The sequence below is a fragment of the uncultured Pseudoteredinibacter sp. genome, from assembly GCF_947500695.1.
Classification (GTDB): Bacteria; Pseudomonadota; Gammaproteobacteria; order Pseudomonadales; family Cellvibrionaceae; genus Pseudoteredinibacter.
This window is the reverse complement of record NZ_CANMSS010000006.1, coordinates 184,100-199,455: the sequence shown is the minus strand read 5'-3', so window position 1 is coordinate 199,455 and position 15,356 is coordinate 184,100. Positions and strand designations below refer to the sequence as shown.

The window sequence follows — 15,356 nt, the reverse complement described above, 5'->3', positions numbered from 1 at the left end:
TTTTAGATTATTTTAGGGCGTGTAGCATGAAGAATTTGAAGCAAAAAAAATTTGCGAAGAGTAAAAATAAATCGTGAACTAAACAAATAAGAGGTTAATTGCGGAATGGTCAACTGCCAGGGGTTTCGCCATAGTAGTCTCTAAAAGCCCGTATGAAACAAGAGGCATCAGCATAGCCTACGTGCTCGGCAACTTCTCCCACCGAGCCTTCATGATACTGCAGCATTTGTTTAGCCACTTCGAGCCTGAGACGTCGCCTATATTGCATCGGTGTTTCTTGAAATTCTGCCCTGAATGATTGGCTCAAGGTGGTCCTATTGGTGCCAATTCGTTGAGCCAATTCATCGATGGTATGAGCCATGGAATACTCTCGATCAATGATAGCTTTAGTTTGTTGGGCAATGTCGACGCTGCGAGATAGCTTCGCTCGACTTCTCAAGCCTGAAACTCCACGGCCTTGCCAGCGGGCAAAATTCGCCGCATAAACCATAAACTCGATGGCCTTAGCCTTAATATAGGCGGGCCGTAGCCCCCCAAAGCGGCCAAATTCCGAAAGCTCATTGGCGGAGATCATAAGAGATTTAGAAGCTTCGAATGTGCTGGAGGCGTGTGGGTGAATAAGCTCTTCTTGAAACAGCTGTTCTAGCATGCGCTCGGCGTGCTGGCCAACGTTTAGGTGTTGCTTGAAGGACTCTAAGCTCATATATAGCGCAACATTGCGATAGCGGCTGCCCCCTTGCTGGTAGCGATTTAAGGTACCGCGTTTGCTAAATATATCTAATCGACAATCACCAGCCTTAAGAATCTGTGGGTTTTGTTTATTAATAGAAACTTCATATTCACCGGCTACACAAAGCTGCAACGCCAGCCAGCCAGCGCCGCTGTAACTAGTTTGAGAGGCTTTGGTCGCTTCAATATTGCTGGTTATAACTGAAAAGTCACGATTGATTTGAACGATTTCCTGCCGGCCATACAAAGCTTGATTGTGTACATGATAGCGGGTGATATGACCACCGGGGAAAAACTCCTCAGCCTCAATTTCCAGTGTGTTTTCCCGAATCATTTCCTGCAAGCTGGCGTCTTTTGAAGAGGCAAATGCGTCGGAAATTTCTCTGCGAATATGTTGTTGCATAAATTATACTTCTTAGCAGCAAAGCGACGAGGTTACACATAATCAAACAATGTAACTGTGCTTTTAAGAAATTTAAATATGCAGATCGTAAAATTGCGATCCTCTAGCCCCATAAAGCAGCTGTTGGGGCTTCGCATAATCCGGTTTTGTGGAATCGCATAGCATTTCGGCAGTCGTTTTGGAGGAGTAGGGGGCCGTCAATGTCAATGAATTGGCAATATTGACCTATCACGTAGGCAGGCGCCATGGCTAATGAACTGCCGATCATATTTCCCACCATGAGCTGTTTGCCATCAGCTCTTGCTTGTTTAACCAGATTTAAAGCTTCGCTAAAGCCGCCACATTTATCCAGTTTAATATTGATGACATCATAGCGTTCTTTAATGTGATGGTAGTCCTTCAAATCGAGGCATGATTCGTCCGCAGCGATAGCAATGTCGCTATCTAAGCCTTTTAAGAACTCATCAGCCCCCCTTGCAAGTGGTTGCTCGAGTAGAGCAACGCCGTAGGATTTAAGCTGTGGAAGTAAGTCAATAAGTTCATCTTCATTCCAACCTTGATTGATATCGAGTATAAGTTCTGCATCAGGCCTGGCTCGATGTACAGCGGCTAGCCTTTCTATCACTTGTTGATTGTTGAGTTTTAATTTCAAGCGTTGAAAGCCATTCGCTTTAATGGCTTGTTCGGCCATGACTTCGGGGGTATTTAACCCAATTGTAAAAGCTGTATGTAATCTTTTAGGTACAAGTTTTAATTTTTGCCAAATATCTTTGCCGTCACGCTTGCAGCTTAAATCCCAAAGTGCGCAATCGATTGCGTTTCTGGCTCCGCCTGCTGTTAGTAGTTCTTGCAAGCTTTGAGAATCAACACCTTCCTGAATAGCTTGCTGCACTTGGACCAACTGAGATTCCATATGATCACGGTTATCATTGAGATAATAGACGCCCGCTGCTTCCCCTTTGCCGAAGTAACCGTCTACTGACAGCTCAACCTCTAATGTGTCGACATGTTCAAATTTATAATCATTAATTAAAAGAGCTTGTCGGAGTCTACGTTTGTGAAAATGGTACTTAAATTCCATAGCTAAATACTTACTCATATTTAAATTGCGAAGTATGAGCAGTGAGAACAATAAAGCCGCTGTCAAAGTGACAATGAAAAACGACATCGAAGCAGGACTGGCGCTTTCGATGTTGCTCGTAGCTTGGTGCAAATATACTGTTGATTTAAACTGCGATAATTTGAATGGCTTTCAGGGTTGGGTTTATGTTGTTGAATGAGGTGGTCGCGTCGACTTGCTTGTTGCTTTTTTGCTTGCTGGGTTTCTTGCCACCTTTCAAGGGAAAAGGGAGTGTTAAATGGTTCCTTGTAGCGGCTTCACTTTTTATTTTTCTGGACTTACGTTGGCACGGGCAGTTTTTGCTGTATGGCTCGCTTTTGTGCTTGATAATAGTGGCGCTAAGGAAGAAGTTTCACCGGGCGGTAGGTAGATTCCCCAAGCTTTTCAATTTGGCGAATGGAATGTTGCTCCTACTATTTCTCGTAGCCGCTTATATACCCTGGCAGTTTCCGGTAGATCCATTACCTGAACCAACAGGCCGCTATGCTGTAGGGGTTACTGATTTCGAATTGACGGATCATGGCCGTCCTGAGCTTTTGTGTCAGAAAAAAAGCTGTGAAGATCGAAAACTGCGGCTAAGAATGTGGTACCCCGCGAAAAATGCTGGGAATAGAGCCAAGCGCTCCTATGCCAGTGAATCCGAAGTTTCCGGAACTATGGCTGGCATGGCTAAGTTAATGTCATTGCCAGGTGGGATCTTTAGCCATTTTAGCCGTGTAACTACGAATAGCGTGGAGAATGCTCCCGTCATTGATAAACAGCAATTGCCGGTGGTTATTTTCAGTCATGGTCTGTACTCCTACATGTGGCAAAGCACAGCTCTTTTGGAATCTCTTGCGAGTGAGGGGTATTTGGTTTTTAGCATTCATCACCCCTACGATGCGGCCGCTGTAGAATTTTCTTCTGGCGAGTTACTTGAGGCTTATATACCAGAGCAGAATCAATTGCAGGGGGAAATTCAGGCACTTCGTAAAAAGGCTTATAGCGAAATAGATATAAATAAACGCTTCGATTTTTTTATGCAGTATATAGAGCGTGCTTATGCAGCCAGCGATTCTAAATTGACGCGTAGTGCACCGCAGTGGGTTGCTGACCAGTTATTTGTTGCGGATTACCTCGTTGAAGGGGAGCTGCCAGCACGTGTGCGAGCAGTCGCAAGTCGAGGACGTTATGACAAGATAGCATTTACTGGGATGTCCTTTGGTGGCAGTACAGCGGTTGCGGCTTGTCGGCTGAGCAAGCGTTGCGCTGTGACTATAAATCTGGATGGGGCGGATTCTCACTTCCTTGGTATAAATTCTGCACCTACTGTTCCTACACTACACTTAGCTCATGATGTTCATCGTTTGCAGCAACAAAGCGAACCAGAACTTCCTGTAAATACAGAGCTGCTATATAACGATTTTTCTGAGCAGCGGTTTGCCCATGCTGGGCGTGAAAAAAATCTCTACTCATATATTGTAAAGGGGAGTCACCACTTTGCATTTAGTGACGCGAGCCTTTTGTTGCCAGGGCTGCTTGCTCGAATTCTAGCAGGGGAGACAGAGGCTGAAGCCATGTTAGATTTGCAATTAAATTTGGTTTTAAGTTTTTTGCAAGCAGGGCTAGATACAGACGATTTCTCGAACTTTCTCGCTGCAGCAAATGCACGGCAAGGACGGCTCTCTAAACACAATAGTGAATTTGTAAGTGATTGGTGGAATAGCTTAAGCGAGGAAAGGAAGGAACAGATAGCTATTCGCTTGCAACGGCTGAAAAATGAAACTTGGAGAAGAGATAACTAAGTTGAGAGAAGATTCTTAGTTGGTAAGAAATTGCCGCCTAAATTAGGCGGCAATTCAAGGAGCTAGGTATTAACCGCTCTCACGACCCTGGTGGCCACTCAAACGCTGCGAAGTACGAGCAGCTTCTTGAGCGCGACGCTTTAACTCGTCCCAAGCTTTCTGGCTCATGCAAGTTTTCTTTGCAATACGGGTACCTGTCGGGCGATATTTTTTACAAATCTTTTTATTTGCTTTTTCAGCCTTTGCTTCGTCGTCAGCAGCATGTACTGGGGACGTCGCCAACGCCGCGATGGCGATCATTGGGATCAAAGAAGTTTTAAGTAATTTCACAATAGAGCTCCTAGTTAACATTGTTATCACGGCATACATTAGATTTAGGTTATGAAAGACATAACTCAGTCTAAGGGTGCAACCTTATCCAATATTAGAAGAAATGCCAAGAAAATAAACCGCACTACTAAAATTAGTGAGGCGGTTTATTGGGAACTATTGACTTAAAAAGTGAGAATTAAGGTGCGAGTTAGTTGCCTCTGCTTCGAGGTTCTTCCCTGTTAAACTGATAAGAAAGCCTTTGGCTGGTTTTTGCAGCTTCTTGTGCTCGACGCTTTAATTCTTTCCATCCGCGTTTTGACATGCAGGTTTTCTTGGCGATTCTTGTCCCCGTTGGACGATACTTTTTACAAACGATTTTTTTGTCGTTTTTAGCATTTTCCTCGTCGCTTGAATTGGCATAGCTGACAAGTGAGAAGCTAAAGAGCGCTAAGGTAATTACGGCGAGCAAACTTGTTTTTATGGTCTTTACTGGCATAGCAGTTCCTTGTATTAACAGCAGAGTTTGGCTTGTTCGATTGTCCTGATGGGATCAAGCAAGCGGTCGGAGTACTGGAATATACAGAGTTGAATAGTGCCGGGACTATGGGGTTTGCTTTTCTGCAAGCATAAATTGTTTTTTGTGCCAGAGAAGATGGCGGGGACTTTAATTATTGACGGAACCGGTTGGGAAAGTTGCCGAAAAGCGAGCGCTTTTGTTTCGCTATTGTGATGTAGTGACTGCACTGAATGGCATGCCAGAAGCTGGGTGTTAGTAGTAAAAGGGTGGGGCTGTTAACCTTCCACCCTTTATATGGTTGCTTAGTTTCTGCCTGAGCCAGGGTGCAATGGATTTTCCATATTCTGATGGCCACCTAAGCGCTGGCCAGTGCGGGCTGCTTCTTGGGCGCGGCGCTTAAGCTCAGCCCATTGGCGTTTGGTCATACAGGTTTTTTTGGCAATTCTTGTACCGGTCGGGCGATACTTTTTGCAGACTCTGCGGTTGTCATCTTTCGCTGTATCTTTTGCCTCAGCCGCATGGCTCATGGATGCGGTTCCTAAACTCAACAATGAGGCGCTTAAGATGCTAACTCCTAACTTAGTAAAAGACTTCATTTTTATAATTCCTCTTGATGCTCGATCGATTATTTAATGATTTATTTTCTCGCACTAATTCTAGACGTGTTGAGCGTGAAAAACGCTCGCGCTCTCAGGGTGAATGTCGTGCAAACCGTTTGCTAAAGATTATGCATTTTTGTGCATAAAAGTGACTGCGAGAAGTATTAACGTTGTTATGAATCTCTGAGCAGTTCAATAACTATACAAATGGGTCGGCGAATATTTGAATTTGCTTTTATTAATGGGGCGGAGACCTCTAATAGGTGTTAGCTATTTTAAACGGAAGATGAAATAGGAGGTTTGTAAAGATTTGGCGCTTAAAGCCTTTCTCTCTCGGTTGAATTTGTTCAAAAAAGCGACGTGTATGTCAGTTTTATGCAAAGTTCCCACTTTTTATGCTAATTAATTCATTTTTTTACATATTTTGTTGAGGGGGGACCCCATACCTTCGTTTATATCGTGACGGCGGTTTTCCTGCCGCCAAATCTTAGAAAAAGCATCATGATAAAAATCCATTGAGGGGATGCACACATGAAGAAAACACTGCTTTCATCTGCAGTTAAGAGCGCGATCGGCTTTTCTGCCGCTGCTCTGATTATGCCTGGCGCTGTGTACGCGCAAGAGTCTGGCGACGCTGCACAAGAGCTTGAAGAAGTAATGGTAACTGGTTCGCGTATTCAAAAAGCGAACTTGGTAAGCTCCAGCCCTGTAACTCAGATCGGTGCTGAGGACATTCAGGTTGGTGGTATTACCCGTGTGGAAGACCTGTTAAACGACCTACCTCAGGTAGCGGCTTCTAACAGTTCTGGTGACGCGAATGGCGCAACTGGTACAGCAACTCTTAACCTGCGTAACTTGGGTACCGTGCGTACCTTGGTATTGGTTAACGGTCGTCGTTTGCCAGCGGGTTCTCCAGTAGGTGGCGGTACCGGTTCTGACTTGAACCAAATCCCAGCTGCTTTGATTAAGCGTGTAGAAATGTTGACTGGTGGTGCGTCTTCTACCTACGGCTCTGACGCGATTGCTGGTGTTGCTAACTTTATCATGGTTGACGATTTTGAAGGTGTGCAGGTTGATTATCAGCACAGCTTCTACCAGCACGACAATGACAATGCTTATATGCAGGGCTTGAACGCCGCTAACGGCTTTACAGCTCCTTCTGGCAGCATTTCAGATGGCCATACTGATGACTTTTCTTTGATCATTGGCGGTAACTTCGACGACGGTAAAGGTAATGTAACTGCTTACGCTACTTACCGTGAGATCGATCAAATTAAACAAGAAAACCGTGACTACTCTAACTGTGCATTGAATGGTGCGCTAACTCGTTGTGGCGGTTCTTCGACTCTACCTACAGGTCGTTTTACTGACTTCGGTACCGCGGTAAACGGTAACAGCTTCGACTTCATCACTCAGGGCAACGAGTTCGTTCCACGTGATGGTCTGTTGTACAACTACGCTCCAGCAAACTTCTATCAGCGCCCAGATGAGCGCTACACTGCTGGTGTTTTCGCTCGTTATGAATTGAATGACAAGGCTGAGTTCTACGCCGAGTTGAACTTCATGGACGATCAGACTAATGCTCAGATCGCTCCTTCCGGTGCTTTCTTTGTAACCAACACTCTACCGTGTGGTAACCCGTTGATGTCTGAGCAGCAGTTCCAGGCAGTGTGTGCGGCTGATGGTTTGACCCGTGACGATACTCAGAACTTGTTTATCGGTCGTCGTAACGTAGAAGGCGGTTTCCGTAACCAAGATATTCGTCACACCTCTTTCCGTGGTGTATTCGGTGTTCGTGGTGACCTGAACGAAACTTGGTCATACGACATGTACTACTCGTACTCTGAAGTTTCTTACGAGGGTACTTATAACAACGAATTGTCTACTACTCGCATCGGTCGTGCTCTAGATGCGGTGCGTGATGACGATGGTAACATCGTATGTCGTTCTGTTGTAGACGGCTCTGATCCAAACTGTGTGCCTTGGAACGTCTTCCAAACCGGTGGCGTAACTGATGCGCAAATCAATTATTTGCAGATTCCACTATTTGATCGCGGTACTACCGATCAGAAAGTTATCTCTGCATTTGTTACTGGTGACCTAGGTGACTACGATATCAAGATGCCGGCAGCTGATAATGGTATCCAGGTAGCGGTAGGTCTGGAATATCGTAAAGATAATCTAGATTACAACCCAGACCTGAACTACCAGAGCGGTGATGGCGCCGGTCAGGGTGGTCCGATTCCAGCTGTTGAGGGTGGTTTCGAAGTTAAGGAGATCTACGGTGAGGTTTCTATTCCTCTAGTTGAAGGTCGTGAGTTTGCTGAAGAGCTAACTGTTGATCTAGGTTATCGTTACTCTGACTACTCTACTGATGTTGATACTGATACCTACAAAATTGCTCTAGGTTGGGCGCCAACTACTGACTTTAAAGTACGTGGTAGCTTCCAGAAAGCGGTTCGTCACGCTAATATCCGTGAATTATTCCGTCCTCAGTCTATTGGCTTGTATGACATGGCTTCTGACCCATGTGCAGGCGCCAACCCAACTGCAACTCTTGAGCAGTGTGCGAGAACTGGTGTAACGGCGGCTCAATACGGCACCATTGCCGATTCTCCTGCTGGTCAGTACAACCAACTAGCTGGTGGTAACCCAAATCTAAAACCTGAAAGTTCTGAAACAGTATCATACGGTTTCATCTGGACTCCTGAATTTGTAGATGGTTTGACTGTAACTGTAGATTACTACAACATCGAAGTTACTGATGCGATTGAAGCGATTTCTGCAGAAACAACTTTGAACCAGTGTTTGGAGACCGGCGCGCAACAATTCTGTAGCTTGGTTAATCGTGGCCCTGTTTCTGGTACGCTTTGGTTGGGTAACGATAATATTGTAGCGACTGATATCAATATCGGCTTCATTGAAACTGAAGGTGTAGATTTCACTTTTGAATATGAATTCGACGTTGCTGACATGGGCTCCGTATCTATCATGAACAATGGTAACTACGTAATGGCCTATGACCAGGAAGAATACCCTGGTGCTGGTATCGAAAGTTGTGAAGGTGCTTGGGGTGGTGCTTGTGGTAGCCCAACTCACGAGTTCAAGAACAACTTGCGTGTAACTTGGCACACTCCTTGGGATCTAAGCCTATCTTCAACTGTTCGTCACATCGGCGAAATTGAAGCTAAAGGCGATGGTCAGCAAGACTTGGGCGAGCGTAACTACTGGGATCTAGGTGCTATCTACCAGATGAATGAAGAAGTTACCTTCCGTGCTGGTGTTCAGAATGTTCTGGATCGTGAGCCTCCGTTCGCTGACGGTGGTCCATCTATCTTCGGTAACGGTAACACCTTCCCAGGTACTTACGACGCTCTAGGTCGTTACATCTTCTTGGGTGCTAGCATGTCTTTCTAATCTTTTGATTAGTTAGCTTAGCTAGAAAAAGCCGCAAGCTTGCTTGCGGCTTTTTTTATGCTCGCAAAAAATGTTTTTTAGAGAGATGGGTAAGGTTGTTGCTTGGGGCTTTTGTATGGCGAGGGAGCTTTGGGCTGAGGATTCAGCCCAAGATATGTTATTAACTAGCGAATGCGCTTAACTTTTGTGCTCTTGTCTTTATCTATTATTGTCAGTACTTGCAGGCCAAAGAAATTAGTGCTGATAAGTACTTCTGGGTTTTCCATATTTGCCACCCAGCGTGTTCCACTTTTCTGGTTCCGCTGTTGCCAAACCTGACCATTTTCCAAATAGAATTTGGTGTTGCCTTTCCAGCCCTTGAAAGTTCCTTTAATTCGACTGCGAATCTCTGTTTTTGACTCTTCTTGTACAGCTTTAACATTTTGACGGATCAGGCTTGAATCTTGAGCGGTATATTTAATTAGCCATTTGTTTAAGGCTTTGATTTCTATTTCGCTAAGCTTATCTAAACCGCTCTGCTTAAACTCGTTTTCGTCCATCAATTTCTTAACACCAGGGAAGTCATCGCTGGCATAGCTGTTTCCTGCTAAGAGTGCGCCTGCACATATAGCAGTACCTAACAAAGATTTCGTTATTTTCATGGTCGGTTGGTCCAGTATTATTGATAGAGGTTTGAGTGCTTATCGCAGGATAAGTTTCTTATTACATAAAATGATAATTGAACCGAGTGTACCAAAAACGACCCTTGATATCATAGGTGCGCGCGTCGTGGTTATCGAGAAAAGCGGAGTCAAAAAATGGTGGGCTTTGATCGAAGATATTATCCACCCCTAGGCTTAGGCGCATTTTTTGACTGAAGTCGTAACTGAATTGAAGATTCTGGTTTAGCCAGCTGGCGGTCTTGCGAAATTCCTGGCTGTCCATTAGGACCTCTTCAACCGGGCTTACATAATGAATATTGTAGTTGAGCTGCCAGCGAGATTTCTTATAGCGGATTCCGGTGCTTACTTTCCATTTGGGTAGTGCGCCATTGCCTTCTGAGGCTTCGTCTCTAAAGGTGCCTGCTAAGTTTTCGCTACTTTGTTCTGGGCTAATCTGTTCTTGATAACGATAAATGTGTGCGGCGTTTAGCGAAAGGTCAACATGCCCGCCAAGCATTGGGAGGGTGCGGTAGTGCAGCTGGATATCCAGTCCGCCGATATTGCGTCGGCCAATGTTTAAATTGGGGGCAATGACTTGTCGGATATTGCCTGCGCTATCACGCTCAATTAAATCTGAAAAATGAGCGAATTGAGCGTTCTGATTAATAATAAACTGGGCGCTTGAATCTACAACGTTACGTTGGCTAATGTCGAAGTAATCGATACTGAGAAATAGCTTTGAGATTGCTCTTGGAGTCCAGACAAAACCAATTGTGCTAGTGTCGGCCAGCTCAGCTTTCAATTCGGTGTTGCCTTTCTTTAAGGTTAAGAATTGATTCAAGCTTGGGTCTGAAGTTTGTTGGCAGCCAGGTAATGTGGCAATGTTATCAGGGTTGGAGCATGGATCGTTTAGGGTTAAAAACGATGCTGTGCGGCCCGCGTGCAGCTCTTGCAGGCTGGGGGCTCTAAAGCCTTCTGCGTAACTGGCTCTAAATAAAATGTCATTATTTGGTCGATAGCGAATGCCGGTTTTGGGTGAAGTGTTTTTCCCGAAATCACTAAAGGACGAGTGGCGAACGGCGAACTCTATATCCAGCATATTTACCCATTTGCTGGGTTTGGCCAGGGGAACAAACAGTTCAAAAAAGGCTTCTTTTACTTGGCGCTCGCCTGCGGTATCTCCCAATACGCTGCCGCCAACAAAAAAGCTCTCGCTATTTTCAGATAAGAATTTTGTTTTTTCTGTGCGATAACTGAGTCCGCCTAAGGCTTGGCTTGTTCCGGCTGGGCTAATATTCAAGTTGCCGCTAAGGGTTGCGGAAAATTCATTGAGCTCAGTAAAGCCTGAAGCTGAAGATTGTGTGCGTATATAACCGATCTGATCTTGTGGGATATTGCCAGAAAATAAATCGAGTGGCACGCAGCCATCAATATTAGCGCCTTGGCACTGTGAGCTTGGGCCTAGCGCTCTTTGTAGACGGGCGCCGTCGAAGATTCCTGTCAGCGTCTCGCTTGACTCATTGCGGCTCCAGTTCCATTGGGTAGACCAGTTTAGCTGCTGCCAGTTGCCATCAAGCTGTAGGTTGCTTCGATAACTCTTTGAATCATCGTTTTGTAGGCGGGGGCCAGCTTCAAGTGCGCGATATCGTGCATCGCTAATGTCTTCACCAAATGGGTTGTAAATATTGTCTTTCGATATGGTGGCATCTTCTTGGCTGAACGCCGTAAAGATTGGGGTAGAGGCTAAGGTTGCTTCGGCTTTACTGCGGGTATAGGCGAGGTCAATAGCAAGTTCAATTTGGTCGCTGAGTTGCCAATTTGCAAAGCCGTAAATAGCATCTTGGGACGATTCTGAAACGGCTGATGTTTGCTCAGCAAAGTTATACAAATCTTCTGAGGTGGCCGGTCTAAAATCCTCAAGTTGTTTATCGTAAGTTACTACACTGCCGTCGCTCAATGTGAATCGACCGCCAGGGGTGGCGCTCGATCGGCTATCGCTGCCGCCGAACGGGCGGCCATCGGCGCTGGCAGAAAGCTCACGGTCTCGGCTAAAGATTGGGTCGCGTTGTTGATGCGAAAGTATCAGCAGCGCATTGCCTTTATCAAAATCTTTTCCAAGAGTTAGGTTGCTATTTAAGCTGCCCAGACCCCCTCGGCTGCTTTGTCCGTAATACTGATTAAAACTAGCGCCGCTATATTCCTTTTTGAGGTTAATATTAACTACGCCCGCAATGGCGTCTGAGCCGTATACTGCTGAGCCGCCACCTTTAAGAATCTCGATGCGCTCAATACTATCTGTAGAGATGCTGTTTAAATCAACGGCTTCGCCGGCAAACCCGCTATTGGCGATTCGATGCCCATTAATTAATACAAGAGTGTTGCTGGCGGGTAGTCCTCTTAAGGTAACTGTCGCCGTGCCATCACCGCCATTGCCTATGGAGGTGGATGTGGAGTTGCCAGATACGGCAGGCATAAATTTTAGTAGTTCACCAACGGACTGAACTCCGAGCTCGGCAATTTGGGGGGCTGAAATGATATCAACTGGGGCGCTGCCGTTTAGATCGTGTCGCTTTAGTCGGCTTCCGGTCAAGGGGCGGCCAATAACAGAGATCTCTTCCATGGGGCCATATTGAAATGGCGCTTCATTGGCTTGCTCAATTTCGCCGCTGGCCTTAAGGCGAATAACCTTTGGGCTTAAGGCTAAGTGTTCGATGCCGCTTTCCTTTAATAGAGCATTTAGGGCGCCATTTATACTGAACTGGCCTTTGATTGCAGGGCCTTGCTTGCCGTTTAGCAGCTGGGTTGGGAATACAATGCTGATATTTTGGCTTTTGCCTAATTGAATTAGGCTGCGAGCTAAGCTTTGAGCTGGGATGTCTAGGGTGATTGAGCTTTCTTGCTGACTTTGCGCTTGGCGAGCGGGAGCCTCCGCGGCGAGTTCTAGCGGATAGCTAGAAGCAATGCTGGCGGCAATAAGGGCGGGCCATTGCAATGAAAGCTTATGCAAAACTTGGTGCTCGTTAATTCAGCGTTTGTGGTCCATCGCGGCTGATATTTTGTCTAAATAGGCCGGTTGAACCTTGTTATTTTGTATACAAAAGTAAGAACAATTGCACATTTATAACTGAATTGAGGCGATAGCTCAAATTTGTCGCGAAATATTACTTAAGCGGGGGGTGAGGGGGGTTATTTAATAAACAGGCGAGTCTTGCCGTCGTTACCTTGTTCCTGCTCTATAGAGAAGGTTTCGATAAGGGCAGAAAGCGTGGTATCGGGCTCATCAAGGCTAAATGTGCCTGAAACCTTTGAATACTGCAGGCTTTCATCGCTGGTATCAACGGGTTGTTTTAGGTAGCGATTTAGCTCTTCAAGCGCCTGTTGCAAGTTGGTCTCTTGAAATACTAGGGTGCGTGCACGCCAGTTAATATCTTGGCTGTTCTGCTTCGGCATTACCAGGCCTAGGCCGGTACGCTTGAATACGCTGATCTGCTGGCCTTGGTTTAGTACAGCTTTGTCTCCGGCGATCTGCTCGTGGCCGGTTTTTTCGCTTACCTTCACGCGGCCTTCGGTCACAATAATATGGCTGTTATCGCTCTTTTTACGGATGTTGAACTCTGTGCCCAATACGCTAACGGTAGCATCACCAAGATCGACGTCTAGGCTGCGCTGATTATCGCTATTGATGTCGAAGTAGGCTTCACCTTGGTATAGAGTGATATGGCGTGCCTTATCATCGAAATGCACGTCAATCTTGGAATTGGTGTTCAGCTCAATAACGGAGCCATCAGGAAGCTCAACTTGAGCAAACTCGCCAGCTTGGGTACTGAAACTCTGTTGGTAGATATTGGCGTCTTTGTTTGATTGCCACAGTATGGCCGCTACAGCCACTAATACGGTGGCTGCCATGGCGCTAATATACTGCCATTGGCTTGAGCGATGATTTTGTTCGGGCTCATTGCTAACGTGGGCGCTGGTCTGCCAGGTATCTAGTACTTGGTCGAAAGCGTTGGCGTGTTGAGGGTCACTTTCCAGCCAATTTGAAAATTCTTTTTTATCGGACAGGGCACAGCGGTCAGAGCGTAGTCTGACTATCCAGTAAGCGGCTTGGTCAAGCAGCTTTTGGTCTAAAGCACCGCTAGCGGCACTGCTGTGTTCGGGGGTCACTGTCGTTCCTTGCAACATAAAACTTTCGTTTTTGGCTGAATGTCGCGTAACTGGTTCTAATTTTCAAATATCAAGGTGAAAAAATTGGTAATTATGCTGAAGCGCAAAATAAAATTTGGCATTCGTTTTTTTGTATTCCCAATTGTTCCGGTTTATACATAGCTTAGACGGTTAATATGACAGTTTCCGCATTATTAAATTCAAAAAAATTGAATTTTCTCGGTGAGTCGGATTAACGGTGAGACTAACGGCAGATTTGGGGGGAAGTTTAGTGCTTTAAAGCTTGGTGGCATTGTCGCAAGGCGAGCAAGATATACTTTTCAACGGAGCTTACCGAGACGCCCATTTCTTTGGCGATATCGCTATAAGCTAAGCCCTTGGTGCGATGAAGCAAGAAGGCTTGGCGAGCCTTGAAGGGTAGATCGGAAATGGTTTCTTCGATTTGAACGAGCTCTTCCTTCGCTGAAAGCAGCCTTTCTGGGGTGGCTTGATCAACATAGTTGCCTGAAGACTCTTCGATTTCCGGCGCAGTCGGGGTTTCGCTCTGCAGATAACCGCGATGCAGCTTGGCACGACGCAGCTGGTCGATAGCTAGATTAGAGGCGGTTTGGTAGAGGTAGGCGCGAGGGTTGTCGAGTTTATCGAGGTTTTCGAGTTTTTGAATGCGCAAGAAGGCCCCCTGAGCAATATCTTCAGCGTCTTCTTGGTTGCGCGTTTTACGGGCAAGAAATCTAACCAAGCCCGGAGCATGTTCGTTAAACAACTGTTCCAGAATAGTTTTGTTTTTTTCTGGACACTTGCCTTCGGAGCTATTGCTTTTGTTGTTGTTACTCATTAATCCCTAGCAAATATAGGTCTTGAATAATAAGGATTGCTTGGCCGTACGCCAATTCAATCTGTACATTCTTTACTCTTATTCTTCCCGCTTTTGGCGGTGCTGGCCTGTTGTTTAAAGTTTGCGCTAAATGGTGGGGATTTGCGCATGTTTATTATTGGCCTATCGAGCCATCATAGCAAAAGCAAAGCCTAGGCTCTACAGCAGTTGGGCAGATTAGCGCTATTAATTAGGCTTTTAATTGTCGTCACTTTGCGGTGGGTCAAATCTCTGCAATTTGTCTAAATTTACTATAGTTATGGGCAGCTCTCGATAGGGGTTTTGGGCAAAGCTTTGAACTTATCCTCTCGAAGTGGCCAGCATGTTACCATTCAGGCTAGCTCGTTATACTGAATATGCATGATTACTAATAATTGCGGCAGGCTTTGGCTGGAACCGCATATCTAAAAATGAGTAGTACCTTTAAGAAGTACCCAACGTGATATGTCTGATAAACGGAGTGTAATCCATGAAGAAATTAGCCCTAGTTGTATTAGGTGCCACCATGTCTGTAGCGCCACTGGCTATGTCTGCTGATCCAGCGGCAGGTAAGGCAAAAGCCGCGATATGCGCAGCTTGCCACGGAGCCAATGGTGTTAGTGCAATTCCTTTGTACCCAAATTTGGCGGGGCAAAAAGAACAGTACTTACTAAAGCAAATGAAAGACTTTAAATCTGGCAAGCGCCCAGATCCTGTAATGAAAGCACAGGCGGCGATGTTGTCTGATGCCGATATGGCAAACTTGGCGGCTTATTACGCCAGCTTGAAGTAAGCTACCTTGGCGGGTGCAAGCCCG

12 protein-coding genes are annotated in these 15,356 nt (G+C 45.7%); 3 read left to right on the top strand and 9 right to left on the bottom strand.

The genetic code is table 11. The annotated features are described in order from the left end of the window. Nucleotides 1-109: 109 nt before the first annotated feature. Entirely contained in the window at nucleotides 110-1,132 is a 1,023-nt protein-coding gene (locus Q1A08_RS12790; RefSeq protein WP_299773494.1) for a helix-turn-helix transcriptional regulator, read from the bottom strand. Nucleotides 1,133-1,235: 103 nt separating this feature from the next. Then, a complete protein-coding gene (locus Q1A08_RS12785; RefSeq protein WP_299773492.1) occupies nucleotides 1,236-2,279 on the bottom strand; it encodes a dipeptide epimerase in 1,044 nt (347 codons plus the stop codon). A gap of 374 nt (nucleotides 2,280-2,653) precedes the next feature. Between Q1A08_RS12785 and Q1A08_RS12780 the strand changes: the two genes are divergently transcribed. After that, entirely contained in the window at nucleotides 2,654-4,036 is a 1,383-nt protein-coding gene (locus Q1A08_RS12780) for a hypothetical protein (protein WP_299773490.1), read from the top strand. A 69-nt stretch (nucleotides 4,037-4,105) separates the two neighbouring features. On the opposite strand, the gene Q1A08_RS12775 is transcribed toward Q1A08_RS12780, so the two are convergent. The 3 genes from Q1A08_RS12775 to Q1A08_RS12765 all read right to left on the bottom strand — a co-directional run bounded on the left by Q1A08_RS12775 (nucleotide 4,106) and on the right by Q1A08_RS12765 (nucleotide 5,461). Then, the gene (locus tag Q1A08_RS12775) at nucleotides 4,106-4,366 is read right to left on the bottom strand and encodes a hypothetical protein (protein WP_299773488.1); all 261 of its coding nucleotides are present in this window, start codon (nucleotides 4,364-4,366) and stop codon (nucleotides 4,106-4,108) included. A 190-nt stretch (nucleotides 4,367-4,556) separates the two neighbouring features. Next, the gene (locus Q1A08_RS12770) at nucleotides 4,557-4,844 is read right to left on the bottom strand and encodes a hypothetical protein (RefSeq protein ID WP_299773486.1); all 288 of its coding nucleotides are present in this window, start codon (nucleotides 4,842-4,844) and stop codon (nucleotides 4,557-4,559) included. 323 nt (nucleotides 4,845-5,167) lie between these two features. Beyond that, the gene (locus Q1A08_RS12765) at nucleotides 5,168-5,461 is read right to left on the bottom strand and encodes a hypothetical protein (RefSeq protein WP_299773484.1); all 294 of its coding nucleotides are present in this window, start codon (nucleotides 5,459-5,461) and stop codon (nucleotides 5,168-5,170) included. Nucleotides 5,462-5,995: 534 nt separating this feature from the next. Here Q1A08_RS12765 and Q1A08_RS12760 point away from each other — a divergent pair. Beyond that, entirely contained in the window at nucleotides 5,996-8,881 is a 2,886-nt protein-coding gene (locus tag Q1A08_RS12760; RefSeq protein ID WP_299773482.1) for a TonB-dependent receptor, read from the top strand. 164 nt (nucleotides 8,882-9,045) lie between these two features. On the opposite strand, the gene Q1A08_RS12755 is transcribed toward Q1A08_RS12760, so the two are convergent. The 4 genes from Q1A08_RS12755 to Q1A08_RS12740 form a co-directional block, all read right to left on the bottom strand. Then, complete coding sequence (locus Q1A08_RS12755) at nucleotides 9,046-9,522, bottom strand: hypothetical protein (RefSeq protein ID WP_299773480.1); 477 nt, start codon at nucleotides 9,520-9,522, stop codon at nucleotides 9,046-9,048. 61 nt (nucleotides 9,523-9,583) lie between these two features. Then, nucleotides 9,584-12,529, bottom strand: a complete 2,946-nt coding sequence (locus Q1A08_RS12750) for a TonB-dependent receptor (RefSeq protein WP_299773478.1) — start codon at nucleotides 12,527-12,529, stop codon at nucleotides 9,584-9,586. 179 nt (nucleotides 12,530-12,708) lie between these two features. Then, on the bottom strand, nucleotides 12,709-13,686 hold the full coding sequence (locus Q1A08_RS12745) for a FecR domain-containing protein (RefSeq protein WP_299773476.1): 978 nt from the start codon (nucleotides 13,684-13,686) through the stop codon (nucleotides 12,709-12,711). Between the two features lie 268 nt (nucleotides 13,687-13,954). Further along, nucleotides 13,955-14,521 carry an RNA polymerase sigma factor gene (locus Q1A08_RS12740; protein ID WP_299773474.1) on the bottom strand — a complete coding sequence of 189 codons (567 nt, stop codon included), beginning with the start codon at nucleotides 14,519-14,521 and terminating at the stop codon, nucleotides 13,955-13,957. A gap of 508 nt (nucleotides 14,522-15,029) precedes the next feature. Here Q1A08_RS12740 and Q1A08_RS12735 point away from each other — a divergent pair. Beyond that, nucleotides 15,030-15,332, top strand: coding sequence for a cytochrome c (locus Q1A08_RS12735; RefSeq protein ID WP_299773472.1), 303 nt, complete (start codon nucleotides 15,030-15,032; stop codon nucleotides 15,330-15,332). The last annotated feature ends 24 nt before the right edge of the window (nucleotides 15,333-15,356 follow it).

Coding starts and splice junctions, on each gene's coding strand:
- Q1A08_RS12790 (WP_299773494.1), bottom strand. CDS start 1,132: ATGCAACAACATATTCGCAGAGAAATTTCCGACGCATTTGCCTCTTCA.
- Q1A08_RS12780 (WP_299773490.1), top strand. CDS start 2,654: ATGTTGCTCCTACTATTTCTCGTAGCCGCTTATATACCCTGGCAGTTT.
- Q1A08_RS12770 (WP_299773486.1), bottom strand. CDS start 4,844: ATGCCAGTAAAGACCATAAAAACAAGTTTGCTCGCCGTAATTACCTTA.
- Q1A08_RS12765 (WP_299773484.1), bottom strand. CDS start 5,461: ATGAAGTCTTTTACTAAGTTAGGAGTTAGCATCTTAAGCGCCTCATTG.
- Q1A08_RS12760 (WP_299773482.1), top strand. CDS start 5,996: ATGAAGAAAACACTGCTTTCATCTGCAGTTAAGAGCGCGATCGGCTTT.
- Q1A08_RS12755 (WP_299773480.1), bottom strand. CDS start 9,522: ATGAAAATAACGAAATCTTTGTTAGGTACTGCTATATGTGCAGGCGCA.
- Q1A08_RS12740 (WP_299773474.1), bottom strand. CDS start 14,521: ATGAGTAACAACAACAAAAGCAATAGCTCCGAAGGCAAGTGTCCAGAA.
- Q1A08_RS12735 (WP_299773472.1), top strand. CDS start 15,030: ATGAAGAAATTAGCCCTAGTTGTATTAGGTGCCACCATGTCTGTAGCG.